The organism is Pseudomonas anatoliensis (genome assembly GCF_017976235.1).
GTDB lineage: Bacteria > Pseudomonadota > Gammaproteobacteria > Pseudomonadales > Pseudomonadaceae > Aquipseudomonas > Aquipseudomonas anatoliensis.
This window is the reverse complement of sequence record NZ_JACVHC010000003.1, coordinates 681,736-705,792: the sequence shown is the minus strand read 5'-3', so window position 1 is coordinate 705,792 and position 24,057 is coordinate 681,736. Positions and strand designations below refer to the sequence as shown.

At 60.0% G+C, this 24,057-nt stretch carries 22 protein-coding genes; 13 read left to right on the top strand and 9 right to left on the bottom strand.

What is annotated here, in order from left to right:
- Positions 1-4: 4 nt before the first annotated feature.
- From ICA16_RS12750 to ICA16_RS12740, 3 genes are all read left to right on the top strand, one after another.
- Positions 5-838 carry a class I SAM-dependent methyltransferase gene (locus ICA16_RS12750; RefSeq protein WP_210700731.1) on the top strand — a complete coding sequence of 278 codons (834 nt, stop codon included), beginning with the start codon at positions 5-7 and terminating at the stop codon, positions 836-838.
- Between the two features lie 149 nt (positions 839-987).
- Positions 988-2,172 carry a DUF3142 domain-containing protein gene (locus ICA16_RS12745; protein WP_210700730.1) on the top strand — a complete coding sequence of 395 codons (1,185 nt, stop codon included), beginning with the start codon at positions 988-990 and terminating at the stop codon, positions 2,170-2,172.
- Positions 2,159-4,297 (top strand): hypothetical protein, encoded by a 2,139-nt coding sequence (locus ICA16_RS12740; protein ID WP_210700729.1) that lies wholly within the window; start codon positions 2,159-2,161, stop codon positions 4,295-4,297. Before ICA16_RS12745 ends, ICA16_RS12740 begins: the two co-directional genes overlap by 14 nt.
- On the opposite strand, the gene ICA16_RS12735 is transcribed toward ICA16_RS12740, so the two are convergent.
- Positions 4,294-4,923 carry a LysE family translocator gene (locus ICA16_RS12735; protein ID WP_047304308.1) on the bottom strand — a complete coding sequence of 210 codons (630 nt, stop codon included), beginning with the start codon at positions 4,921-4,923 and terminating at the stop codon, positions 4,294-4,296. The genes ICA16_RS12740 and ICA16_RS12735 overlap by 4 nt on opposite strands.
- A gap of 144 nt (positions 4,924-5,067) precedes the next feature.
- On the opposite strand from ICA16_RS12735, the gene ICA16_RS12730 reads away from it, so the two are divergent.
- Positions 5,068-5,541, top strand: a complete 474-nt coding sequence (locus tag ICA16_RS12730; RefSeq protein WP_210553289.1) for an Lrp/AsnC family transcriptional regulator — start codon at positions 5,068-5,070, stop codon at positions 5,539-5,541.
- 100 nt (positions 5,542-5,641) lie between these two features.
- Here the strand turns inward: ICA16_RS12730 and lpdA are convergent, their stop codons facing one another.
- Positions 5,642-7,042 (bottom strand): dihydrolipoyl dehydrogenase, encoded by a 1,401-nt coding sequence (gene lpdA / locus ICA16_RS12725; protein WP_210553290.1) that lies wholly within the window; start codon positions 7,040-7,042, stop codon positions 5,642-5,644.
- Between the two features lie 212 nt (positions 7,043-7,254).
- On the opposite strand from lpdA, the gene hflK (ICA16_RS12720) reads away from it, so the two are divergent.
- The 8 genes from hflK (ICA16_RS12720) (at position 7,255) to cfaB (ending at position 16,545) form a co-directional block, all read left to right on the top strand.
- Complete coding sequence (gene hflK, locus ICA16_RS12720) at positions 7,255-9,216, top strand: protease modulator HflK (protein WP_210700804.1); 1,962 nt, start codon at positions 7,255-7,257, stop codon at positions 9,214-9,216.
- The gene (gene hflC / locus ICA16_RS12715; protein ID WP_150603632.1) at positions 9,213-10,259 is read left to right on the top strand and encodes a protease modulator HflC; all 1,047 of its coding nucleotides are present in this window, start codon (positions 9,213-9,215) and stop codon (positions 10,257-10,259) included. The genes hflK (ICA16_RS12720) and hflC overlap by 4 nt, the downstream gene beginning before the upstream one ends.
- Positions 10,256-11,317, top strand: coding sequence for a protease modulator HflK (hflK, locus tag ICA16_RS12710; protein WP_150616943.1), 1,062 nt, complete (start codon positions 10,256-10,258; stop codon positions 11,315-11,317). The genes hflC and hflK (ICA16_RS12710) overlap by 4 nt, the downstream gene beginning before the upstream one ends.
- Positions 11,314-13,221, top strand: coding sequence for a cation-translocating P-type ATPase (locus ICA16_RS12705; protein ID WP_210700728.1), 1,908 nt, complete (start codon positions 11,314-11,316; stop codon positions 13,219-13,221). The genes hflK (ICA16_RS12710) and ICA16_RS12705 overlap by 4 nt, the downstream gene beginning before the upstream one ends.
- 110 nt (positions 13,222-13,331) lie before the next feature.
- Positions 13,332-13,583: a BufA2 family periplasmic bufferin-type metallophore gene (gene bufA2, locus ICA16_RS12700; protein WP_210700727.1), complete on the top strand. Its 252-nt coding sequence runs from the start codon at positions 13,332-13,334 to the stop codon at positions 13,581-13,583.
- A gap of 64 nt (positions 13,584-13,647) precedes the next feature.
- On the top strand, positions 13,648-14,493 hold the full coding sequence (gene bufB, locus ICA16_RS12695) for an MNIO family bufferin maturase (protein WP_210700726.1): 846 nt from the start codon (positions 13,648-13,650) through the stop codon (positions 14,491-14,493).
- Positions 14,484-15,272: an HvfC/BufC N-terminal domain-containing protein gene (locus tag ICA16_RS12690; RefSeq protein WP_210700725.1), complete on the top strand. Its 789-nt coding sequence runs from the start codon at positions 14,484-14,486 to the stop codon at positions 15,270-15,272. Before bufB ends, ICA16_RS12690 begins: the two co-directional genes overlap by 10 nt.
- Positions 15,273-15,357: 85 nt before the next feature.
- Positions 15,358-16,545: a C17 cyclopropane fatty acid synthase CfaB gene (gene cfaB / locus ICA16_RS12685; RefSeq protein ID WP_210700724.1), complete on the top strand. Its 1,188-nt coding sequence runs from the start codon at positions 15,358-15,360 to the stop codon at positions 16,543-16,545.
- 41 nt (positions 16,546-16,586) lie between these two features.
- Here cfaB and cls read toward each other — a convergent pair whose 3' ends face one another.
- Positions 16,587-18,026: a cardiolipin synthase gene (gene cls, locus ICA16_RS12680; RefSeq protein WP_210553295.1), complete on the bottom strand. Its 1,440-nt coding sequence runs from the start codon at positions 18,024-18,026 to the stop codon at positions 16,587-16,589.
- Positions 18,027-18,157: 131 nt separating this feature from the next.
- Here cls and ICA16_RS12675 point away from each other — a divergent pair, with 131 nt between their 5' ends.
- Positions 18,158-18,676 carry a DUF3617 domain-containing protein gene (locus ICA16_RS12675; RefSeq protein WP_047304291.1) on the top strand — a complete coding sequence of 173 codons (519 nt, stop codon included), beginning with the start codon at positions 18,158-18,160 and terminating at the stop codon, positions 18,674-18,676.
- Positions 18,677-18,832: 156 nt separating this feature from the next.
- Here ICA16_RS12675 and ICA16_RS12670 read toward each other — a convergent pair whose 3' ends face one another.
- From ICA16_RS12670 to folE2, 6 genes are read right to left on the bottom strand one after another with little or no spacing between them, the layout of a single operon-like run.
- A complete protein-coding gene (locus ICA16_RS12670; RefSeq protein WP_210700723.1) occupies positions 18,833-20,164 on the bottom strand; it encodes a dihydroorotase in 1,332 nt (443 codons plus the stop codon).
- Between the two features lie 3 nt (positions 20,165-20,167).
- Complete coding sequence (locus ICA16_RS12665; RefSeq protein ID WP_150616936.1) at positions 20,168-20,728, bottom strand: gamma carbonic anhydrase family protein; 561 nt, start codon at positions 20,726-20,728, stop codon at positions 20,168-20,170.
- A complete protein-coding gene (locus ICA16_RS12660; protein ID WP_210700722.1) occupies positions 20,725-21,600 on the bottom strand; it encodes a metal ABC transporter substrate-binding protein in 876 nt (291 codons plus the stop codon). Before ICA16_RS12660 ends, ICA16_RS12665 begins: the two co-directional genes overlap by 4 nt.
- A gap of 11 nt (positions 21,601-21,611) precedes the next feature.
- Positions 21,612-22,478 carry a metal ABC transporter permease gene (locus tag ICA16_RS12655; RefSeq protein WP_210553299.1) on the bottom strand — a complete coding sequence of 289 codons (867 nt, stop codon included), beginning with the start codon at positions 22,476-22,478 and terminating at the stop codon, positions 21,612-21,614.
- On the bottom strand, positions 22,478-23,146 hold the full coding sequence (locus ICA16_RS12650; RefSeq protein WP_150616933.1) for a metal ABC transporter ATP-binding protein: 669 nt from the start codon (positions 23,144-23,146) through the stop codon (positions 22,478-22,480). The genes ICA16_RS12655 and ICA16_RS12650 overlap by 1 nt, the downstream gene beginning before the upstream one ends.
- The gene (folE2, locus tag ICA16_RS12645; RefSeq protein ID WP_210700721.1) at positions 23,143-24,039 is read right to left on the bottom strand and encodes a GTP cyclohydrolase FolE2; all 897 of its coding nucleotides are present in this window, start codon (positions 24,037-24,039) and stop codon (positions 23,143-23,145) included. The genes ICA16_RS12650 and folE2 overlap by 4 nt, the downstream gene beginning before the upstream one ends.
- Between the last annotated feature and the right edge of the window lie 18 nt (positions 24,040-24,057).

Sequence of the window (24,057 nt, the reverse complement as noted above, 5' to 3'; positions counted from 1 at the left end):
CCTCATGCTGAGCTTTTTGAGAAAACTCACAGCGGCGACCCCCGCCCCGGTTGCTGCGCCCGTCGCTGCGGTCACGCCGGTCGCCGAGAAGGTCGATCCGTTCATGCTCGGTCTGCACGATGCCCAGCTCAGTGGCTGGTTCAACGAGGAGACGGGAGAGCTATATAAAGGCTTCCCGGTATCGGCGGATGACATCGTGATCGATGTCGGCTGCGGTGACGGCGGCAACATGCAGTTTTGCGGCAGGCGTGGGGCGCGGCTGATTGTCGCCGACATTGACGGCGACAAGATCGAACAGGCCCGCCAGCGCTTGAGCGAGACCCCGGCGCGCAGTGTCGAGTGCCACGTCACCGACGGCAATCCACTGCCGATTGCCGATGCCAGCGCCACCCGCGTGGTCTCCACTGAAGTCCTCGAGCATGTCGACGATCCGGCGCAGTTCCTCGCTGAACTGGTGCGCGTCGGCCAGCCGGGGGCGTTGTATCTGTTGAGCGTGCCGCACCCGAGCTCCGAAGACCTGCAAAAAGACATTGCTGCACCGGCGTATTACGAGAAACCCAATCACATTCGCATCATCAGCGAAGAACAGTTCAAGACCATGGTCAGTGATGCCGGCCTTGAGGTCATCAGCCACAGTCAGTACGGCTTTTACTGGTCGATGTGGATGCTGCTGTTCTGGGAGGCGAAGGTCGACCTGAGCAATCCCGATCACCCGTTGCTCAACCACTGGGCCAATACCTGGCAAGCCTTGCTCTCGTCACCCCGCGGTGCACAGATCAAAGATGCGCTGGAAACGGTGGTGGCGAAGAGTCAGGTGATCATCGCCCGCAAGCCTTGAGCCTGCAGCTAATGTAGGAGTGAGCCTGCTCGCGATAGCGGTGTGTCGGTTGACATCTCTATAGACTGACATTGCGCCATCGCGAGCAGGCTCACTCCTACAGGTTTTGTGTAACCTTGCAGCCTTGTGGTTTTCAGGGATTGGAAGGTATGCGGTTTTTCCTGGGTCTATTGGCTTTGATCATGCTGTCTGCTTGCGATCAGCAGACCGCACCGCCACTCGATCAGCAGCTCTACGTCTGGCAACGTCAATGGACGCCTGCCCATGAGGCGGCATTGCGCGACAGCCGAAGTGATTTTTCCACTCTGCGCGTGTTGGCGTTGCAGGCCTTTCCCCATGAAGGATGGAGCCGGGCGCGCATCGATGCGCCGCTGCTGAAAAACGATGGTCGTCCGTTGATCGCGGTGATCCGCCTCGACGGCCAACTCCAGGCGCTGGATCAGCAACAGGTCACGGCGCAGGTTCTTCAGGTCATTGCAGATTGGCAGGCGCAAGGTCTGACCCTGAGTGGCGTGGAGATCGACCACGACGCCGGCAATGCGCGGCTGCCGGCCTACGCACAATTCCTTACTCATCTGCGCTCCGCGTTGCCGACGACGTTGCCGTTGAGCATCACCGCGCTGCCCGCGTGGCTCGACAGTTCGCAGCTGCCTGCGTTGCTGGCCACGGTCGACAGCAGCGTGCTGCAAGTGCATGCGGTCAGCGATCCACGGCGAGGCTTGTTTGATCCTGATCAAGCGTTGAAGTGGGCCAAGGCTTGGGCGCGGCTCACCGACAAACCGTTCTACCTGGCGCTACCGGCCTATGGCGTGGCGCTGTTGCCGGATGTCGCCGGCGCCCCCGTTGTGGAAAGCGAGGTTCAGCTTGAACGTGGCGGTGAGCGCCGCGAATTGCTGGCCGATCCGCTGCAACTGAGCCGACTGGGTAAAACGCTGCGTGACGATCCGCCAAAACACCTGGCCGGCCTGATCTGGTTTCGTCTGCCGCTGGTCAACGACCGTCGCGCCTGGAGTTTGACCACGCTGCGCGCCGTAGCGCGGGGCGATACGCTGCACAGCCAACTCGACGTGACGTTCAGCGAGCAGAGCGGCCTCTACGATATCAAGCTCATCAACACCGGCAACCTCGACAGCGCCTGGCCCGCGCGGATCACCCTGAAGGCACGTGATTGCGAAGGCGCTGACGCGCTCGCCGGTTACTCGTTGCAACAAAGCCCGGATCTGCTTACCTTCACCCGCCTTCGCGACGGCCGATTGCCGGCGAACGGGCAGCGCGCCATTGGTTGGGCGCGTTGCGCAAATATTGATCAAGGAGGTTCGCATGTTGACCCGTAACTGGCCCCGCCATCTGCTCTGCCTGAGCCTCAGCCTGCCGCTGGGTTCGGCGCTGGCCTGCGGCCCGGACTTCCCGATGCGCCTGCTCGATAATCGCGGGCAGACGATGGCGGAGCTGCCGGAGGGCAACTTCAACTTTGAGCTGAGTCGCCTGGGTAAAACCATCGCCGGGCTGAAGAACGTCACCGCCGCGACCTATAACCCGAACGAATCCTATGCGCAGTCGACTGAAACGGTCGAACAGCGTGACAAGGCCGAGCAGGCCGGACTCACGCCTGAACAACAGGCGCTGTTAAAACAGCTGCGCGGTTTGACGGATGCGCGTCAGGTCGAGGTGCAGGGTGCCAGTCTGCCAGCGGAGATTCGTCTATATGTGGCAGGCGCGGTGGCGTTTGCGACGGGCGAACATCAACTGGCGGTGGCATATTTCGACAAGCTGCTGGCGCTGCCAGCGGATAAGCGTTCTTTGCGCAGCACGTGGGCCGCTTACTCCTTGGGGCGCGCCTGGTTTGCCATCAGCGCCGAGGCGAACAACGGGGTCGAGACGCTGGAAAAATCGCGCGAAGCATTTCGTCAGACTCGCCAACTGAGCATCGACGGTTTCAGCGATCCGCTGGAGCTCGGCGTCGCCAGCCTCGGGGAAGAAGCGCGGATATTGCGCACCACTGGCGACTGGGCCGGCGCCATCGAACTGTATGAAGCGCAGAACCTGCACGGCTCTGCGGTTGGCAACACTTCACTGAAGCAGTTGATGAATGAGCTGGCACAACTGCCTGAGGATGAGCTGGCGCGGTTGCTGGAACACAAACCGGTGCAGCAACTTGTCACCGCATCGTTGCTCAGTCGTCAGGGCTGGTCGTTCGGCGATGAACCGCCGAACGAGAAAAAACTGGTCAAGCTCCTGCAAAACAGCACTCGCGGCAGCCTCGAAAACGCCGATCGGCTGGCCGCTGTGAATTATCAACAGGGTGACTACGCCAGCGCCAAGGCTTTTCTCGAAAGCGCTGGCGACGGCGGACTCGCCTGGTGGTTGCGGGCGAAACTGGCGCTGCGCGACGGTGATAAAAATGCCGCCGCGGCAGCCTACGCCAAAGCCGCGCAGGCCTTCCCACAGACCGAGGATTGGGGTTACCGACGTACGACAGACTGGGCCTATGAAACGGTCCAGCCGAAATGTCGGGTCGAGGGTGAAAGCGCAATTCTTGCACTGCAACGCGGTGAATACCTGCAGGCCTTCGTGCAGTTGTATCGCAGCAACGACGTCTACTGGTTCGATGCTGCAGCAGTCGCCGAGCGGGTGCTGACGGTCGCCGAACTCAAGCAGTATGTCGACGAAACGGTTCCGGCTCCTGCGGTGTTGACTCAAGAGGAGCGTGACAACTACGTCCCCCTTTCAGTGGCAGCGAAGCTACGCAATTTGTTGGGCCGACGTTTGTTGCGCGAAGGGCATTACGAGGCGGCGATCAGCTATTTCGACAACCCCGATCTGCAACACAAGGCTCGTCTTTATGCCGAGCAGCGGCTCAAGGCTGATGCCGCGTGGTGGCCAACCAGACGCGCCAGTGCGTTGTATAACGCGGCGTGGACCGCCCGCGAATGGGGCATGGACATTCTCGGTTATGAAATGGCGCCGGATTACGCGGTGTTTGGTGGCGGTTTCAGCCTGGAAAACACTGAGTTGAAAGTCGGACCGCTGGTGAGCGAAGCCGAGTTGCAACGCCAGAAAACCAGTGAAGCTCAGCCGGATCAGCGTTTTCACTATCGGTTTGTCGCCACCGCTCTGGCCGGTCGTGCTGCCGATAATTTGCCGCACACCAGTCAGGCGTTCGCCGCCGTGTTGTGCAATGCCGTTGGTTTCAACAGCAGCCTGGAAGAACAAAGCGCGCTGTATCAACGCTACGTGAAGGAAGGGCCTTACGTGCCGTGGGCGGTGGATTTTGGCAATCAATGCCCATATCCGGATTTTGAAAACGCTGACAAGCGTTATGTCACCCAAGTGACCGATTCGGTGCGCGCCACGCTGCGGCCGTACAAATGGCCGGTGCAGATCGCTGCGATCCTGCTGGTGGTTGGCACGGCTTTGTTGCTGATCACTCGCCGGCAGCGCAAGGCACGCAAAAGCTAAGCCTGCTGGATGAACGTCAGGCGCAGCGCAAAGCCGATCAACAGGCTGCCGAACAGCCATTGTTGAACCCGTTGGGCCGTTGGACTGTGTTGCAGCCAACGGCCCAGCGCGGCGCCGGTCAAGGCGTAGGCGCTGTCGAACAGCAAGCCGACACCGACCAGCAGCATGCCGAGCATGGCGAACTGGGTCAGCACGGGCGCACCGTCGGCGACGATGAATTGTGGCAACAGCACCGAGCAGAACAGCAGCGCCTTGGGATTAAGCAAATTGGTCAGCAAGCCGCGCCGGACCGCTTCACGCCATTGACCCTGAGTCTGGGCAACATCCCCGCCATTCAGGTTCGGTACCAGCGTGCTGCGCAGGCATTGAATGCCGATCCACAGCAGATACGCCGCCCCGGCCAGCCGCACCACTTCGAACGTCCACGGCGCAGCCTTGAACAACGCTGCCAGCCCTAACGCCGCCAACGCGACATGACAACCCCGGGCAATCCCAAGACCGATGGCGGTGGCCAGCGCCGCACCGCGACCTTGGCGGGCGCCGGTTTGCAGCAACAGGATCATGTCCGGCCCAGGCAAAAGAAAAACCACAGCCAATGCCAGGAAAAACAGCCAGAGACTCGCCATGCCACACCCCTTTCGTTGTCGATTTGGTGAGGTCAGTCTAGGGCCGAAGGGCGGGGCAGGTGCTTGCGTAGTCCGCTTCAAAATCCATCGTGATTGGCATAACCTGCTTGTTTTTTCTGCTGAAACAATCAGGATCTGCCAACCATGAAACTCGACGCTTTTGATCGCAAGATTCTCGCCGCGCTGCAACGGGACGGACGCCTGAGCAATGTCGAGCTGGCGGACGAGATCGGCCTGTCGGCGTCGCCATGCTTGCGGCGCGTGCGGATGCTGGAGGAGGCCGGGGTGATTCGTGGGTACCAGGCCAATCTGGATCGCGATGAAGTGGGGCTGGGTTTGACGGTGTTTGTCGGGGTAAAGGTCGAGCGGCACAACGATGAACAGGCCGAAGCCTTTTACAAAGCGGTCACTGCATTGCCGGAGGTGATTTCAGCGTTTCTGGTATCGGGGGAGTCAGATTTCTTGCTGCAAGTGGTGGTGCCAGACCTGCGAGCGTACGACCGTTTTCTCAGCGGTTGCCTGCTCAAACTGCCGGGGGTGAGCGATATCCGCAGCAACTTTGCGATTCATACGGTGAAGACCCCGGGGGCGTTGCCGTTGGGGCATCTTCCGTCCTGAAAACCGAAAAGATCGCAGCCTTTGGCTGCTCCTACAGGGTACGCATTCCAGGTAGGAGCTGCCGAAGGCTCGGGCCGCGTTCGGACGATCTTTTGATCTTCTACATCTGCGTCGCCATCCCCTCCACATTCATCGCCGCCTGGCGCAATGCCTCGGAGCGCGTCGGATGCGGATGGCACGTCAGGGCAATGTCCTCGGCCGAAGCGCTGAACTCCATCGCCACGCAAAACTCGCCAATCATCTCACTCACGCTCGGCCCGACCAGGTGCACGCCAAGCACTTCGTCCGTGCGCTCATCGGCGAGGACTTTGGCAAACCCTTCGGTCTCGTGATTGATCTTCGCCCGACTGTTGGCGGTGAACGGAAACTTGCCGACCTTGTAGGCGCGTCCTTCGGCCTTGAGCTGCTCTTCGGTCTTGCCGACGCTGGCCAGCTCCGGCCTGGTGTAGATCACGTTGGGGATCAAGTCGTAATTGACCTCACCTGCCTTGCCGTGGATCTGCTCGACGCAGGCCATGGCTTCGTCTTCAGCCTTGTGCGCGAGCATCGGCCCGGACGTCACGTCGCCGATCACCCAGACCCCCGCGGCTTCGGTGCGATGCTGCTGGTTGGCGAGCATGCCGCGCTTGTCGGTACTCAACCCGACGTTTTCCAGGCCCAGGCCTTGGGTGTATGGGCGGCGGCCGATGGCGACCAGAACGTAATCGGCTTCCAGCAATTCGGCACTGCCGCCCGCCGCAGGCTCGACGCTGAGCTGCACGCCGTTGGCCGAAGTGGTGGCGCTGGTGACTTTCGAACTCAATTTGAAGGCAATGCCTTGCTTGCTCAGCGAGCGCTGCAAGGTTTTGCCGGCCTCGCCATCGACACCGGGGCAGATGCGGTCGAGGTATTCGACTACGGTGACCTGCGCGCCCAGACGCCGCCACACCGATCCCAGTTCGAGGCCGATCACGCCAGCACCAATCACCACCAGATGTTTGGGCACTTCGCTCAGCGACAACGCGCCGGTGGAGTCGAGGATGCGCTGGTTGTCGATCTCGACACCGGGCAGGGGAGTGGGCTCGGAACCTGTGGCGATGATGATGTCCTTGGCGGTCAGTTCGGTCTTGCTGCCCTTATCGTCGGTGACGGTGACTCTACCCGGGCCGTCGATGTGGCCCCAGCCCTTGATCCAGTCGACCTTGTTCTTGCGAAACAGGAACTCGATACCCTTGGTCAGGCCGGTCACGCTCTCGTCTTTCTGCTTCATCATCTGCGTGAGATTGAGGGTCGGTTTGACCTCGATGCCGAGGTTGGCGAATTCCGCACCCATGGCCGCCTCGTACAGCTCCGAAGCATGCAGCAAGGCTTTCGAGGGCATGCAACCGACGTTCAGGCAGGTGCCACCGAGGGTTGCCCGGCCTTCGACACAGGCAGCCTTGAGGCCCAACTGACCGGCGCGGATTGCCGCGTTATAACCACCGGGGCCGCCGCCCAGAATCACCACGTCATAGTTGCTCATGCGCTTGCTCCTGATAGATGGATGCAGATCGTTAAAAGTAGTCATCGCACAAAATTACGAGCGTAATATGTGCGCTTGCAGATATTTCGGTCAAGGCTTCAGGCAGGCGACAGGTCAGGCATCTTTAGATGAGCGCAATTTGTGCACAAATATTTCACGACTTTCGTTATATCGTAACGATATGAGCAGTGAGCCGATGGCTTTGGGGTGATATGCAAGTCGATCTGGAGGTTGAAGGCACGCAAGTGGCCGGACTGCCGCGCTTTCAACAGGCGGCCGCGCAGGGCCGAAGGTTGCGTCGTTTGGCGATCGGCCTTGGTGCATTGGCCGGGGCGGGGTGGGTGCTGGCGTTTTTTGTCGGGTTATTTGCGCCGCAGTCGTTGTGGCTGCCGCTGCTGATCAACCAGAGCGCGGCATTGCTGGTGGTGGTTGCCGGGCTGCAATCGGCCTGGTGGGTGACGCAGTGGCGTGCACGGGTGATGAATCCACTGCCAGCCATGCCATTGACTGTTGATGAGCAGCCCGCGGCGGATGGCTGGTATGAACGCCTGCTCGATCGCTTGAGCCGACGCAGCGTGCATCTGCTTGGACTAATCGGCGCAGCGACGTTGTGGCTGGGCGGTTGGGCGTTGCTGATTGTGCTCAGCATCGAGCAGGTGTGGAACCTGACGTTACCGTCCGCGGCTGTCGGTGTGTCTGCCACAGTCGGCGCCGCGTTGGCATTGTTATTGGCGTTTGGCTTGTTGGTGCTGGAGCGGCAACTGGCTCAGGAAAACCCTGCGCAATGGCCTGAAGCGAGTTCGCTGGCCCAACTGACGCGTGTAGCGATCATCAGTCTGGTATTGGGCGCTCTGTGTTTGTTGTTCGCCGCAGAAACTTCCGTTTGGCCGGTTCGTCTGGCGGTACTTATCGGAATCTTGCCGGGTTTGGTTGCGATCGAGCTGCTATTGCGCGCCGTTCTGTCGGTATTCAGCCCTCAACGCGAACAGCTTGAACCGACGCTGCTCGCGCGCAGTTTTGTCGCTGACATGCTGCGCTGGCCGCCCCAGCCTTTGCTGGCGCTACAGCACGAATTACACAATCGCTTTGGCATCGATCTACGCCAGATCTGGGCGTTCAGCTACATGCGCCGGGCGTTTTTGCCGGTGCTGGCGTTGGTCTTGGCAATCGGCTGGTTGCTGACCGGGCTGCATGAGATCCCCTTGCAAGGTCGGGGCATCTACGAACGTTTTGGCAAACCGGTGCAGGTGTTCGGCCCAGGTTTGCACGCAGGATTGCCGTGGCCACTGGGCCGGGTGTTAAGCGTTGAAAACGGCGTGGTGCATGAACTGGCGACCAGCGTTGGCGAAAATCCGGCGCCGGTTCAACCCGTACCTGCTGAAGGCCCGGCGCCGTCCACGGCCAACCGCTTGTGGGACGCCAGCCATGTGAATGATAAATCTCAAGTCATTGCCAGCAGTCGTGGCGCGCAGCAGAGCTTTCAGATCGTCAACATGGATGTGCGTTTCGTCTATCGCATCGGCCTTACCGACCAGGCAGCGCTGGCGGCTACCTACAACAGCGCCGATGTGCCGACGCTGATCCGCAGCACCGCCAGCCGGATTCTGGTCCACGATTTTGCCTCGCGCACCCTCGACGGTTTGCTCGGTGCGGACAGGGTAGGGCTGGGTGAAGAAATCGGCCGTGCGGTGCAAAGCGATCTGCAACAACTCGACAGCGGCGTGGAAATTCTCGCCACGGTCGTCGAGGCCATTCACCCGCCGGCCGGAGCGGCCAATGCCTATCACGGCGTGCAAGCGGCGCAAATCGGTGCGCAGGCCTTGATCTCCCGCGAACGTGGCGCCGCAGCGCAAGCGATTAATCAGGCGCAATTGCAGGCTAGCCTCGCTCGCGATCAGGCCAGCGCCAACGCGCGTGAAATCAGCGCCGCCGCGCAGGCAGCGGATCTGAAGTTCAGTGCTGAACAAAAAGCCTACGCCAGCGCGGGTCAGGCGTTCGTCCTTGAGCAATACCTCAGTCAGCTCAGCCAAGGCCTGAGCAAAGCCAAATTGCTGGTACTCGACCATCGACTGGGCGGTAGCAATAACGCGCCGACTATCGATCTGCGTACGTTCACGCTGCCGGCCGATCCGACGCCCGCACGTTCTACCGCTCAACCAGGAGTCGCCCATTGAGCCAGTCGCACACTCACGATCATCATGACCACGGCGGCCACGATCACGGCCATGGCCACGGCGGACATCACCATCATCATGGGCATCATCACCACGGCGCGCCGGAAGAGGCGGGGCCTTTTCCATGGCGGCGCATGGGTTGGGCGGCGTTGCTGGTGGCGTTCGCCATCGCCGCGGCGAGCCTGGTGCAAGTGCGCTCCGGTGAAGCCACGGTCATTACCCGGTTCGGGAATCCGTCGCGGGTGTTGCTCGATCCCGGTTTGAGCTGGCGCTGGCCCGCGCCATTCGAAGCTGCGATCCCGGTGGATCTGCGCTTGCGTACCACCTCCAGCGGTTTGCAGGATGTTGGCACCCGGGATGGTTTGCGCATCATCGTCCAGGCTTATGTGGCGTGGCAGGTGCAGGGCGATCCGGACAATGTGCAGCGCTTCATGCGCGCCGTGCAGAATCAGCCGGACGAGGCAGCACGGCAGATTCGCACGTTTGTAGGCTCGGCACTGGAAACCACCGCCAGTAGTTTTGATCTGGCGAATCTGGTTAACACCGATGCGAGTCAGGTACACATCGCCGAATTCGAGGCACAGCTGCGTCAGCAAATCGATCAGCAACTCCTCGCGACTTACGGCGTGCGAGTGGTGCAAGTCGGTATCGAGCGGTTGACCTTGCCGTCAGTGACACTCACCGCCACGGTCGATCGGATGCGCGCCGAGCGTGAAACAATTGCCACCGAACGCACCGCCATCGGCAAGCGCGAAGCTGCGCAAATTCGCTCTGCCGCCGAGCGTGATGCGCGGATTGTACAAGCGGATGCCACGGTGAAAGCCGCGGATATCGAAGCGCAATCTCGCGTCGAGGCCGCGCAGATCTACGGCCGCGCCTACGCCAGTTCACCGCAGTTGTATAACTTGCTGCGTTCTCTGGACACCCTCGGCACCATCGTCACGCCAGACACCAAGCTGATTCTGCGCACCGATGCCGCGCCATTCCGTGTGCTGGTCGACGGCCCGCCGAATCTCGACAGCAAAACCGGATCGCAACCATGAGTGAAGAAGTTCCACGTGGAACATATTCGCTGAACAGTCCGTGGATTCAGGCCGGACGTTTGGCGTTTTTTGCCCTCTACGCCGTGACCGTGCTGGCCGCGGTGGCGTGGGCATTCTCGAATGTCCGGCAGATTGATCCGCAGAATCGCGCCGTGGTTTTGCACTTTGGTGCGCTGGATCGCATCCAGAATGCCGGTTTGTTGTTGGCTTGGCCGCAGCCATTCGAGCAGGTGGTTTTGCTGCCAGCGGCAGATCGAGTGATAGAGCGTCGAGTGGAAAATCTGCTGCGCAACGATGAGGCGTTGAAGGCTGATCGGGTTGCCACGTTTGCCACGCCGCTCAGTGATGCACTGGCCGGATCTGGTTATTTATTGACCGGTGACGCCGGCGTCGTGCAACTGGATGTGCGAGTGTTTTACAAAGTGACCGATCCCTATGACTTCGTGCTGCAGGGTGATCATGTGCTGCCAGCGCTTGATCGGCTGGTCACTCGCAGCGCCGTGGCACTGACCGCCGCACGGGATCTGGACACCATTCTGGTGGCCCGACCGGAATTGATCGGTGCCGATAATCAGGCTGCCGAACGTCGCGAGCGCTTGCGCGGTGATCTGGTGCGAGGCATCAACCAACGCCTGGCTGAACTGAAAACCAGCGGGCAGGGCATAGGCATCGAGGTGGCACGGGTTGATGTGCAGTCCAGTCTGCCCAGTCTCGCCGTCAGCGCTTTCAACGCGGTGCTGACCGCCAGCCAACAAGCCGACAAAGCCGTGGCCAACGCTCGCACTGATGCCGAGAAACTCACCCAGTCCGCCAACGAACAAGCCGATCGTACGCTGCAAGTCGCTCACGCTCAGGCGGGTGAGCGCCTGGCCAAAGCGTCTGCTGACACCGCTACGGTGTCGAGTCTGGCCAAGGCCCAATTGAATGGCACTGACCCGCAAATGTTCCTGCGCCTGTATCGCGAGCGCATGCCGAAAATTCTTGGCCAGGCCGGATCAGTGACTACGGTCGATCCGAAAGACGATTCCCGCCTGATCATTCAGGGAGCCAGTCAATGAGCGCGATCACCGCTGCACCGGGCCTGTTGTCCTCAGCCGAACAACGTCGCGCCGCGCGTCAACTGACATTGGCCATGCTCGCGCTTGGTCTGCTCGGCCTCGGTCTGATCTGGCGTTGGCTGCTGCCGGAACAAACCGGTGTCAGTCAGTTACTGCTGGGTGTTGCTTCTTTATTGGTCGCCGTTCCGGTGATGCGTTCGGCGTGGTTCAGCCTGCGTTATCCAAGCCTGCATGGCATCACCGACCAATTGATTGCCTTGGCGATGCTCGGGGCGTGGGCGACTGGCGATCTGCTGACCGCCGCGTTGCTGCCGATCATCATGATCTTCGGCCATGTGCTGGAGGAACGCAGCGTCATTGGCTCGCAGGAGGCGATTCACGCACTCGGCCAATTGACCCGCAGTCATGCACGCAAGATTCAGGCTGACGGCTCGATCGTTGAAGTCGACAACGGCACGCTCAAATCCGGTGACACCGTCGAGGTCCGCGCGGGTGATCGAGTTCCGGCGGACGGTCGCGTTTTGTCCGGCCAGGCCAGTCTCGACACCGCGTCGATTACCGGTGAATCCGTGCCGGTGGAAGCAAGCGTCGGCATGACGGTGTTTGGCGGCGCGATCAATCTCGACGGTCTGTTGCGCATCGAAGTGACCCGCACTGGCGACGAGTCGACGTTGGGCAAAGTCATCGCGCTGATGCAAAACGCCGAGCGTTCGAAACCGCCGATCACCCGGTTGCTTGAGCGCTATGCCGGTAGTTACATGGTGCTGGTGTTGCTGTTGGCGGCCGTCACCTGGTTCATCACCAATGATGCGCAAGCGATGCTCGCGGTGTTGGTCGCCGCATGTCCTTGCGCCTTGGTGTTGTCGGCACCGGCCACGGCGATTGCCGGCGTGGCGGTGGCGGCGCGGCACGGGATTCTGATTCGCAGCTCGGCGTTCCTCGAAGAGCTGGCCGATCTCACCTCGCTGGTCGTCGACAAGACCGGCACCCTGACTTACGGCACCTTGCGCTTGCAGTCGATCAACAGTTCGCACGCGGATCAGTCGACGGTCATGGTGCTCGCCGCCAGTCTGGGCGCGGCGAGCAGTCATCCGGTCAGTCGTGCGCTGGCGGGGTTGGTCAATCAGGACGACAGTTTGCCTCTGTCCGATATTCACGAACGGCAGGGCCTCGGTGTAGTCGCCATGACCGGGCAGGGCGAAGCGGCGCTTGGCCGTCCGGAATTGTTCGCACAACTGGGCATCACCACGACGACCATCCCAGAACACGATGGACCGATTGCCGGCCTGGCGTTGAACGGTGAGTTTCTCGCCTGGCTGCTGTTGGCTGACAGTGTCAAACCGGAAGCCCGATTTGCCCTTAGTGAACTGCGTGAGTTGGGCCTGGGGCGGCAACTGTTGCTGACCGGCGATCGCCAAAGCGTGGCCCAGACACTGGCTCGCGAAGTCGGTCTGAAGGAAGTCGAAGCCCAGGCGTTGCCCGAGGACAAACTCAATCGCGTGCTGAAAGAAATCAACGACGGTTTCCGGCCGATGGTGGTGGGCGACGGCATCAACGATTCGCTGGCGCTCAAGGCTGGCGTGGTCGGTGTGGCGATGGGCGCGGGCGGGGCAGACATCGCCTTGGCTTCGGCCGATATCGTGTTGATCGGCAGCGATCTGCGTCGGCTCGGCACTTGTGTGCGGCTCAGTCGCCAATGTCGACGAACCTTGCAGGTCAACGTGATCATCGGGCTGGGCTGGACGCTGGCCATTGTCGTGTTCGCAGCGTTCGGCTGGCTCGGAGCCGCCGGGGCGATGATCGCCGCGTTGCTGCACAACTTCAGCACGTTACTGGTGTTGGGCAATGCCGGGCGATTGCTGCGCTTTCAAGAGCCGCTGCTCAAACTCAAGGAAGAAATCTGAAATTATTTTTCGCCCCGCTGTAACGCCATCAGGGCAGCGTTCTCTAGTGCTGTGTCGGGACTGAACAACCTTCCAGCCGACATCCCTGATGCTTACCGAGGATAAGAAAAATGACGATCAAGACCGCTGCTGCTGGTGCCGCTCTCGCTTTGGCTGCCGCTACCCTGTTTGCCGGTGTAGCCACCAATGCGATGGCCAGCGAGGCCAACGTGCACTGTTACGGCGTGACCTCCTGCAAAGGCCAGAACGATTGCAAAACCCAAGACCACGCGTGCAAAGGCATGGGCGCTTGCAAAGGCCAGGGCTTCAAATCGATGACTCAAGCGGCTTGCGATAAAGCAGGTGGCAAGGTCGGCGAATAACTGACCGGTAAGTGCCGCCGCAGTGGTTCACGCCACTGCGGCCACTTTTATCAGGAGCCCGCACATGTCTGCCTCACTTCCTTTCCTCGGCTACGGCCTGGGATTGCGCAGCGCTTACTACCAACAGATCCTTGAACAGTCGCCCGACGTCGACTGGTTCGAAGTGGTCTCGGAAAATTTCATGGTGCAGGGCGGCAAGGCTCTGTATTACCTGGACGCCATCGCCGAGCGCTATCCGCTGGTGATGCATGGCGTCTCCCTGTCCATCGGCGGGCCGCATGCCCTCGACCCGGACTATCTCAAGCAACTCAAGCAATTGGCCGATCGGGTCAAACCGGCGTGGATCTCCGACCATCTGTGCTGGAGCCGCGGCAACGCTCACCAGTTGCATGATCTGCTGCCGCTGCCATACACCGCTGAGAGCCTCGAATACATCGCTGGCCGAGTGGCTCAGGTGCAAGATGTGTTGCAGCGTCCATTGGTGCTGGAGAATGTCTCCAGTTATGTGCGCGCCGCCTCGGATGATTTCACTGAGTGGGAATTTCTCGCCGCACTGAGCCGGGTGAGCGGCTGCGAGTTGCTGCTGGACGTTAACAATGTCTACGTCAGTTCGCGCAATCACGGCTTCGATCCGTGGAACTTTATTGAAAGCCTGCCCAAGAACAAAGTGCGCCAGTTGCACTTGGCAGGGCATAGCGATTACGGCGACTACGTGATCGACACCCACGATCATCCGGTGAGTGACCCGGTCTGGGCGCTGTATCAGCGCACACTTGAACACTTCGGGCCGGTGTCGACATTGCTGGAACGCGACGATCACTTTCCGCCCTTCGAAGAGTTGCTCGATGAACTGCAAAAGGCTCGCGAGCTCGGTAGCCATGTCCTGGCCGGGAGGCAGCAATGCGCCTGAGGGAATGGCAGTTGGCGTTCGAGTCGTTTCTGCTGGATGACGCAGCGACGGCCAACCTGGCATTGGGAAAGAGTCTGATCGGCGGCCCGACGCTGGATGTCGACACCGGTCTGGCGATTTATCACAACGCCTACAAGGCGCGTTTACTGGAAGTGTTGCGCACTGATTACCCGACGATCTGGCACTGGATGGGTGACGAAGAATTCGATCAGTTGGCCTCCGCGTATATCCGCCAATGCCCGTCGGCACACTACAGCTTGCGCTGGTTGGGCAAAGGGTTCGCCGGTTTTGTCTGTGAGTACCTGGTGGCGGAGCAGGGCGCACCACTGGCCGAATTGGCTGCGCTGGAATGGGCGTTCACGCTGGCCTTTGATGCGCCCGCAGGTTCACCGTTAAGCCTCGAAGCGATGGCGTCGCTGGCTCCGGAAGATTGGCCCGGGTTGCAGTTCAAACCCACACCGTCGCTGCAAAGGCTGGAGTGCAAATTCAACAGTCTCTCGCTGTGGCGCTCGGTGAAGGAAGAAAGCGAATTCCCCGCAAGCATGGCGCTTGCTGCCCCTCAGCTCTGCCTGATCTGGCGTAATGATCTGATCTGTCATTACCGCAGTCTGGAAGCTGCCGAAGCCTCGGCCCTGAACGGGCTGCTCAACGAAGGCTGGAGTTTCGCCGAACTGTGTGCGGCGTTGGCAGTCATTTATGGTGAGGGCGCTGCACTTCAAGCCGTCACCTGGCTGAAACAGTGGGTGCAGGATGGCCTGTTGGAGCGTCTGGAACGGTAGATTCGGCCAATCAAATCGATAGCCTGCTATTTTTCAAGGATGGTCTACCCTCAGATCAGACGTCTGAAACAAGGGGGGATTTTCCATGCTCGCGCAACTTCCACCGGCCTTACAGAATCTGCAGCTACCGCTTCGCCTGCGACTCTGGGACGGCCATGAATTCAATCTGGGCCCAACGCCCAGCGTCACCATCGTGGTCAAGGATCCCCAGATGGTCACCCAGTTCACCCATCCAAGTCTGGATGCGCTAGGGGCGGCGTTCGTCGAAGGCAAGCTTGAACTGGAGGGCTCGATCAGCGAGGTCATCCGGCTCTGCGACGAATTGAGCAATGCGTTGCTCGGTGCAGACGACGACAGTCATCCCGTGCGTTCGGTGCATGACAAGGAAACCGACGCCAAAGCCATTTCCTACCATTACGACCTGTCCAATGCGTTCTACCAGTTGTGGCTGGACAGCGACATGGCGTATTCCTGCGCGTATTTCGAAACCGGCAGCGAAACGCTGGAACAGGCGCAACAAGCCAAATTCCGTCATCTGTGCCGCAAGCTACGTTTGCAGCCGGGCGATTATCTGCTGGACGTCGGTTGTGGCTGGGGTGGATTGGCTCGGTACGCCGCGCGGGAATTCGGTGCGAAAGTGTTCGGCATCACCCTGAGCAAGGAACAGCTGGAAATGGCCCGCGAACGTGTCAAAGAAGAAGGTCTGCAAGACCAGATCGAACTGCAACTGCTGGACTACCGTGATCTGCCCCAGGACGGTCGCTTCGACAAAGTGGTCAGTGTCGGCATGTTCGAGCACGTCGGTCACGCCAACCTGGCCGAGTACTGCAAAACGCTGTTCGGTGCGGTGAAGGAGGGGGGGCTGGTGATGAACCACGGCATCACGGCCAAGCACACCGATGGCCGCCCGGTAGGACGTGGTGCCGGCGAGTTCATCGAAAAATACGTATTCCCCAATGGCGAGTTGCCGCATCTGTCGATGATCTCGGCCGAGATCAGTGAGGCCGGGCTGGAAATTGTCGACGTCGAAAGTCTGCGCCTGCACTACGCACGTACCCTCGACCACTGGAGCGAGCGTCTGGAAGACAACCTCGAAACCGCAGCGAAGCTAGTGCCGGAGCAGGCGCTGCGCATCTGGCGGTTGTACCTGGCCGGTTGTGCTTACGCCTTCGCGCGCGGCTGGATCAATCTGCACCAGATCCTCGCGGTAAAAGCGCACGCCGATGGCAGCCATGAACTGCCGTGGACTCGCGACGACATCTACCACCCGTGATTCCCTGTATCCCCTTGCCCTGCGCACAGGGCAGGGGAATGTCAGAGAATCGGCGAAATAAGCCGGGCGATCCGCATGCCGACCTGTTGCAGGCGGTGGATCTCCCGGCTTTCTTCTTTGGCGATCTCGTAAGATTGCTCGAAATCCTCGATCAGCATCTGTTCCACGTTGGCGGAGAAGTCGCTGTCGACCGTCAGCAGCATCACTTCGAAATTCAGGCGGAACGAGCGGTTATCCAAATTGGCGCTGCCAATGGCGCTGATCTCGCTGTCGATCAACACCACTTTCTGATGCAGGAATCCGGGTTCGTAACGGAACACCCGAACACCGGCGCGCACGGCTTCGAAGGCGTACAGGCTGGACGCCGCGTAGACGATGCGGTGATCGGGGCGCGAAGGCAGCAGTAAACGCACGTCGACACCGCGCAACACCGCCAGGCGTAATGCAGCGAACACGGCCTCATCGGGAATGAAGTAGGGGCTGGTGATCCACACTCGTTGCGTCGCGGCGTGGATAGCTTCGACGAAAAACAGCGAACAGGTTTCGTAGGCATCTGCCGGGCCACTGGCAAGCAATTGGCAAAGAACGCCGTCTTCCGGGTACTCGTCGGGCAGAATCAGCGGTGGCAGTGTGCGCGCCACCCAGAACCAGTCTTCGGCGAAGGATTCCTGCATGCACGCGACCACCGGACCGCGCACCATTACATGAGTGTCACGCCACGGTGCCAGCGGCGGTTTTTCTCCCATGTACTCATCGCCGACGTTGTGCCCGCCGACAAATCCGATCACCCCGTCGACCACCACGATTTTGCGGTGGTTACGGAAGTTGACCTGAAAGCGATTCAGCCAGCCGCTGCGGTTGGCGAACGCTTTCACCTCGACGCCGCCATCGCGCAATGCCTGAACATAGTCGTGGGGTAACGCGTGACTGCCGATGCGGTCGTAGAGCAGATGAATCGCCACGCCTTCGCCGGCCTTTTTCAGCAACAGATCACGCAGGCGTTGACCGAGCCGATCATCGTGGATGATGAAGAACTGGATCAGCACAGCTTCCTTCGCCGTGTCGATGGCTTGGAAAATCGCCTCGAACGTCGCTTTGCCGTTGACCAGCAACTGCACTTCGTTATTGGCCAGACACGGCATTCGCCCCAGTTTCGGCATGGCGCGCAATGATGCGTAGGCGTTCGAAGCGCGCGCGGTCAGGGCTTCTTCCACCCACGGCCGCCAGTTCAATTCGGAGATGGCCTGGCGCATCTGTTCGTTAGCCTGGCGCCGCGCCTTGATGTAGCCATCGAAGGTGCTGCGGCCGAACACCAGGTACGGAATAAGCGTGAGGTAGGGAATGAAGATCAGCGACAATGCCCAGGCGATCGAGCCTTGAGCCGTGCGCACGGTGAGCACCGCGTGAACGGCGGCGATCAAGCCGAGGGTGTGTATCAGGGCGATCAGATAACCGAAAATATGCGGTCCAAAATAATCCATGGGGCAGCCTTGCTCCGGAAGATTCAATGCTTAACAGACCATGTTCCGCCGCGAATGTCGCTATTTAATTGGTCCATGAACCGAAGCAATTGGCCGACGTCTAACGGCCACTACTGATCAGGAGTTTTTCGATGAACATTCGTCTGCTGGGTTTGGCGCTGGGCCTGGGTTTGGCATTGCCGGTGGTTGCTCAGGCGCAGATGCTGCAGCCGGGGCTGTGGGAAATGACGTCGAGCAACGTCAAAGTCGATGATCAGCCGATGGACGTGCAATCGATCCTCGGCCAGTTGCAAGGCCAGATGACTCCGCAACAGCGGGCGGCGCTGGAGAAAAACGGCATCAATATCGGCGGCAAGGGCATCCGCGCGTGCCTGACGCCTGAGCAAGTGGCGACCAATGATATTCCGCTGGCCGACCCGCAATCGGGCTGCAAACAGCAGATCACCGAACGCAACGGCAACCAGTGGAAATTCCGTTTCAGCTGCCCGAAAGCGCAGGGCACCGGTGTTGCGACATTCCTCAGTGATCGGGAATTCAACACCGTCGCCAACGGCACGTTCAATGCCATCGGCATCAACCAGAAGGGCAGCCTGGAAACCCGCGCCGTGTGGCTGGGTCAGGATTGCGGCGCCGTGAAACCTCGTGCCTAAAAGCTGCGTTACCGGCATTGCGCGGTATTAATGCAGGAGCTGCGGCACGCTGCGATCTTTAGATTTTGCTTTTGAAAACCAGGGTCAAAAGATCGCAGCCTCGTTTCACTCGAATGCTCCTACAGGGGACAAGGTGTGATGGCTGGCGAAGATCACTCAGCGCATAAACCGCAACGGCAAACCGCGACAGCCTTCATTCACCCGACCATCGCGCCAGGCGATCTGCCCTGACACCAGCGTCGTACTGACCCGATGTCGAAAGCTTCTCCCGGCAAACGGCGTCCACCCGCACTGCGACAGAATCGGTTGCCGAGACACCTCGAAAGTCCGCCGCTCAACCAACACCAGATCCGCCCAGTACCCTTCACGCAAATAGCCTCGATCCGGAATCGCAAACAGATCCGCCACGCGATGACTGGTCTTCGCCACCAGAGTGCTGATTGACAGTACGCCGTCCGCGACCAGTTCCAGCAACGCCGGCAATGCATGCTGCACCAGCGGTAAACCTGAAGGTGCCTCAGCGTAAGGCCTTTGCTTTTCCGCCCAGGTATGAGGCGCGTGATCGCTGCCGATGACGTCCAGTCGATTGGAGTTCAACGCTTCGCGCAAGGCATCGCGGTCGGCCTGAGTCTTGATCGCCGGATTGCATTTGATCAGGTTGCCGAGCGCGGGATAGTCGCGATCATCAAACAGCAAGTGATGCAGACAGACCTCCGCCGTGATGCGTTTTTGCGCCAGTGGTTTGTCTTCGAACAACTCCAGTTCACGCGCGGTGGTGAGGTGTAGAACGTGCAGTCGTGTGCCGTGACGCTTGGCCAGTTCCACAGCCAACGAAGACGAGCGATAGCAAGTCTCGGCATTGCGAATCAGCGCATGGGCGGCGGGCGGCAGATGCTCACCAAACAGATCGCTCAGGTTGGCCGCATTCGCGTTGATGCTTGGCGTGTGCTCGCAGTGAGCCAGCAAGATCGTCGGCACTTCAGCAAACAACCGTTCAAGAATCTTCGGATCATCCACCAGCATGTTTCCGGTGGAGGCGCCCATGAACACTTTGACGCCGGCCACTTCGCAGGGATTAAGCGCGGCGACGGTGTCGAGGTTGTCCTGGCTGACACCAAAGTGAAAGCCGTAATTGGCCACAGAGCTGAGCGCCGCCCGGCGTTTTTTATCCGCCAGCGCTTCGAGGCTGAGGGTGGCGGGGCTGGTGTTGGGCATGTCCATGAAACTGGTAATGCCTCCCGCAACCGCTGCGCGTGATTCGGTATGAATGCTGCCCTTGGCCGGCGCACCGGGTTCGCGGAAATGCACCTGGTCATCGATCATCCCCGGCAACAACCACTGACCGGCCGCGTCGATTTCGACGCTCGCATTTTCACCTTCGATGCTGCGCGCAATCTTGACGATACGACCGTTGCTGACCAATAGATCCCCATCGAACTCACGTCCTTCGTTGATCATTCTTGCATTGCGAATCAGCACGCTGCTCATGGTCTAAAACTCGTTCTGCAAGGCTTTGTAGCCGCGCACCAAATCGACGTTGGTACGCGCCACGTCTTCGGAAAACTCCGAGGCGCTGACACTCACCGGTGGGAATTGCGAGAGGTCGGTGTTCGGGCCGATGCGGGTGGTGGAGGGCACGTAGAAGGCGTCCGGCAAATCGCGTCCGTCGACCACCGAGTTGTGCCGCACCACGCAGCCGTCGCCCACCACACAATTGAACAGCACGCTGTTGAAGCCAATGAACACCCGGTCGCCTACCACGCACGGACCATGCACGATCGAACGATGGGCGATGGAAGTGAACTCGCCGATGGTCACCGCCGCGCCGGATTTGGAGTGGATCACCACACCGTCCTGAATGTTCGAATTGGCGCCGATGGTGATCGGCTCCATCTCGCCTGAGGCGTCCACTTCATCGGCGCGGATGACGGCATAGGGGCCGACGAACACGTTTTCACCAATCACCACTTTGCCGCAGATGATGGCGGTTTTATCGACGTAGGCCGACTCGGCGATCTGTGGCAGATCGCCTGAAGGATTCTTGCGGATCATGGTTGGCTCAGCGCGTTGTAAAGGGTGTTGAGGTTGTATTCGAACAGCCCGGTGAAGGTGCTGGCCGGACCGCTGGCGGCGAGGGCATCCGAGTAGAGCGTGCCGCCAATGTGCGCGCCGCTTTCATCGGCAATCTGCTTGAGCAATCGCGCGTCCTTGATGTTTTCCATGAACACCGCTTTGACTTTCGCCTGGCGGATCTGGGTAATCAGTGCCGCGACTTCGGCGGCCGAAGGGTCACGCTCGGTGGACAATCCTTGTGGGGCCATGAAGTCGATGCTGTACGCCTGGCCCAGGTAACCGAAGGCATCATGGCTGGTGACGATTTTGCGATTGCCCGCTGGCAGGGAACCGAGTTTGGCCTTGGCTTCGGCGAGCAGGGCGTAGATCTGTTTCAGGTAGGTTTGGCTATTGCGCTCGTAGTCGGCCTTGTTCGTCGGGTCGGCGGCGACCAGCGCTTTGGTGATGTTGGCGACGTACAACTCGGCGTTGGCCAGATTGTGCCAGGCGTGCGGATCGGGAACGGTTTCTCCGTCCTCATCCAGCGAGCGCGGGATCACTCCGTGACTGGCACTGACTACCGTGGCTTTGGTTTCGGTGCTGGTGACCAAGCGATCCAGCCACGGTTCGAAACCCAAACCGTTCTTGATGATCAGTTTGGCTTTGAGCAGTGCTTTGGCATCGTCCGGGGTCGGCTCATAGGTGTGCGCGTCAGCGTCCGGGCCGACCATGTTGGTGATCTGGATATGCTCGCCACCGACCTGATGAACCATGTCGGCGAGGATGCTGAAGCTGGTCACCACCGGCAATTTTTCAGCCGCCGACAATGACATCGACAGCATCAGGCTGAACAGCACTAATAGAACGCGCATCGGGAAACACCTCATTGGGATGTAAGCAACGGTGGGCGGCGCAGCAAACCGTGAACCGGTCCGAACACCACGGAGAGCAAATATCCGGCCCCCGCGACCAGCACGATGGCCGGCCCGCTGGGCAGCGAGAAGTAGAACGACAGCAGCAATCCGAGCCACACCGACAGGCAGCCGAGGAGGGCGGCTATAGCAATCAGGATCGGCAGACGGCGACTCCAGAATCGCGAGCTGGCTGCGGGCAGCATCATCAGTCCAACGACCATCAGTGCGCCAATCGCCTGAAATCCGATCACCAGATTCAGCACCACCAGGGTCAGGAACACACCATGGGCGAGTGGGCCAAGTCGGCTGACGGTTCTCAGGAACAATGGGTCGAGGGTGTCGAGCAGTAACGATTTATAGATGAGTGCCATGGCAATCAGGCTGAAGCTCGATACCCACAGCATGCCGTTGAGGGTCGGTCCGTCGACCGCTAATGCCGACCCGAAGAGCAGGTGCAAAAGGTCGAGGCGTTTGCCGGCGATGCCAAGAATCAGCACACCGCCTGCCAGCGATATTGGATAGATCGCGGCGAGGCTGGCGTCCTCTCGCAAACCCGTTTTGCGAGTGATCCATGCGGCGAGTCCGGCCATGCTCAGGCCCGCGCCGAGACCCCCGATGGTGAGCGCAGGCAGACTGAGGCCGGCGAACCAGAAGCCCAATGCGGCACCGGGCAGGATGCCGTGGGCAACGGCGTCGCCAATCAGACTCATACGCCGCAAGATCAAAAACACGCCGAGGGGAGCGGTGCTGCAGGCCAGCACCAAACCACCGAGCAGGGCGCGGCGCATGAACACGAACTCGCTAAACGGCTGAAAGAAGTGTGCGACGGTGAGCATTAGGCCACCTGCGTATGCGGTGACTGCTGGATGAGTTCTTCGCTTGTGCCGAATACGCAGGCGCTGTTTTTTATCAGCAGCGTTTTTGGAATGTGTTGGCGAACGGCGTAGAGGTCGTGGCACACCACGATCAATGTTCGACCTTCGGCGTGCCAGGCGTGGATGTGTTGCCAGAGCAACTGTTGGCCCAATTCATCGAGTGCAGCGTGCGGTTCGTCGAGTAGCAAAACAGGAGCGTCGGTCAGACTCAATCGAGCGAGCAACGCGCGTTGTAGTTCACCGCCGGACAAGGCCATCAAGGGGCGTTGATCAAGTCCGTTCAGGTGCCAGTTTTCCAAGGCTGCAGCGAGGCGCTGTGCACGCAGTTGTGTGGACAATCGACGTCCCCAGAATCCGGCGGCCACCAACTCTTCGAGGCTTATCGGGAACTGGCGATCAAGGTGCTGTTGTTGAGGGAGGAAGGAGATTCCGCTTTGCCGTGGAACACTCAACGAGACCTTGCCTGCCAAAGGCCTTTGCAGCCCGGCGATGACTTTCAGCAGGCTGCTTTTGCCACAGCCATTGGCGCCGATGATTGCCGTCAGGCTGCCGCTTTCGAATTCGAGGGTCAGGGGCGAAGTCAGCGGTTGGCCAGGTGCGCCCCAGCTCAAGGCTTGGCAGCGGATCATGCCTGCTCCCGGTGCCAGTGACTTTCGGCGACAGCATCGTGGGCATGCAGGCTTTCGGCGTGGGTCACTCGCAGTTTGAATGCACTCACTCCGGGAGAGCGACGTAGCGCAAGATTCAGTCGGCGTGCGGCGTCTTCACAGAACATCAGGTTCTGCCCGTTGGCGAGGGCGAAGGCTTGTTCGTCCGCTCGTTTGACCGCAGTTTGTACGGCGGTGCCGAGGGCGGCTTCGGCATCGTTGATGATCGCGCTCAATGGCAGTTCATCGATGAATTCGTCGAGATGAACGTGTAGTTGCGCGAAGCTCCGTTGGCTGTGGGGCGTTGCGACAATGCCTTGGGGTGAGCCCAGCCACGCCAAAACCTCTGCGTGATTCAGGTGTTTGTTAGCGAAGTCATCAATGAATTGTTGCTGGATAAGCTGTCTCGCAAGCGCTGCCGAGCACGGACATGTCGAGGAATAAGGCACTTCGATTTCTAGTTCCACGTGGAACATTCTGTTTTTCAGGCTGGCCGAAATGGTGACTGGATAGGATTTCCATCCGGCCAGAGGGCTGATCAATGCGGGTCGCCTTAGCAGTAAATCCGTGTGAATTTTCAAATAGGCGTTGCTGGACACACCTGCGTGGCTATCGAGGAAATGCACAAGAATCTGGTGAAGCAGCGCTGGGCTAATGTTGCGTTGTTCAAGGGTTTCGAGTGCCAGATACAAGCGCGACATATGAATACCGCGCGCCTCACCATCATCAAGACTTACACCCGCATCAGCTTTCGCACTCAGGCGTTGGCCGTCCAGAAAAACAGGCAACGCGATGCCGCGCATGCCCACCCATTCGAGTGGCAAGGCTTGGCGAGCGGCCTGCGCGGCGATATCCGGAAGTGTCAGCGAATTCATGATCGGGACCATCGTGTT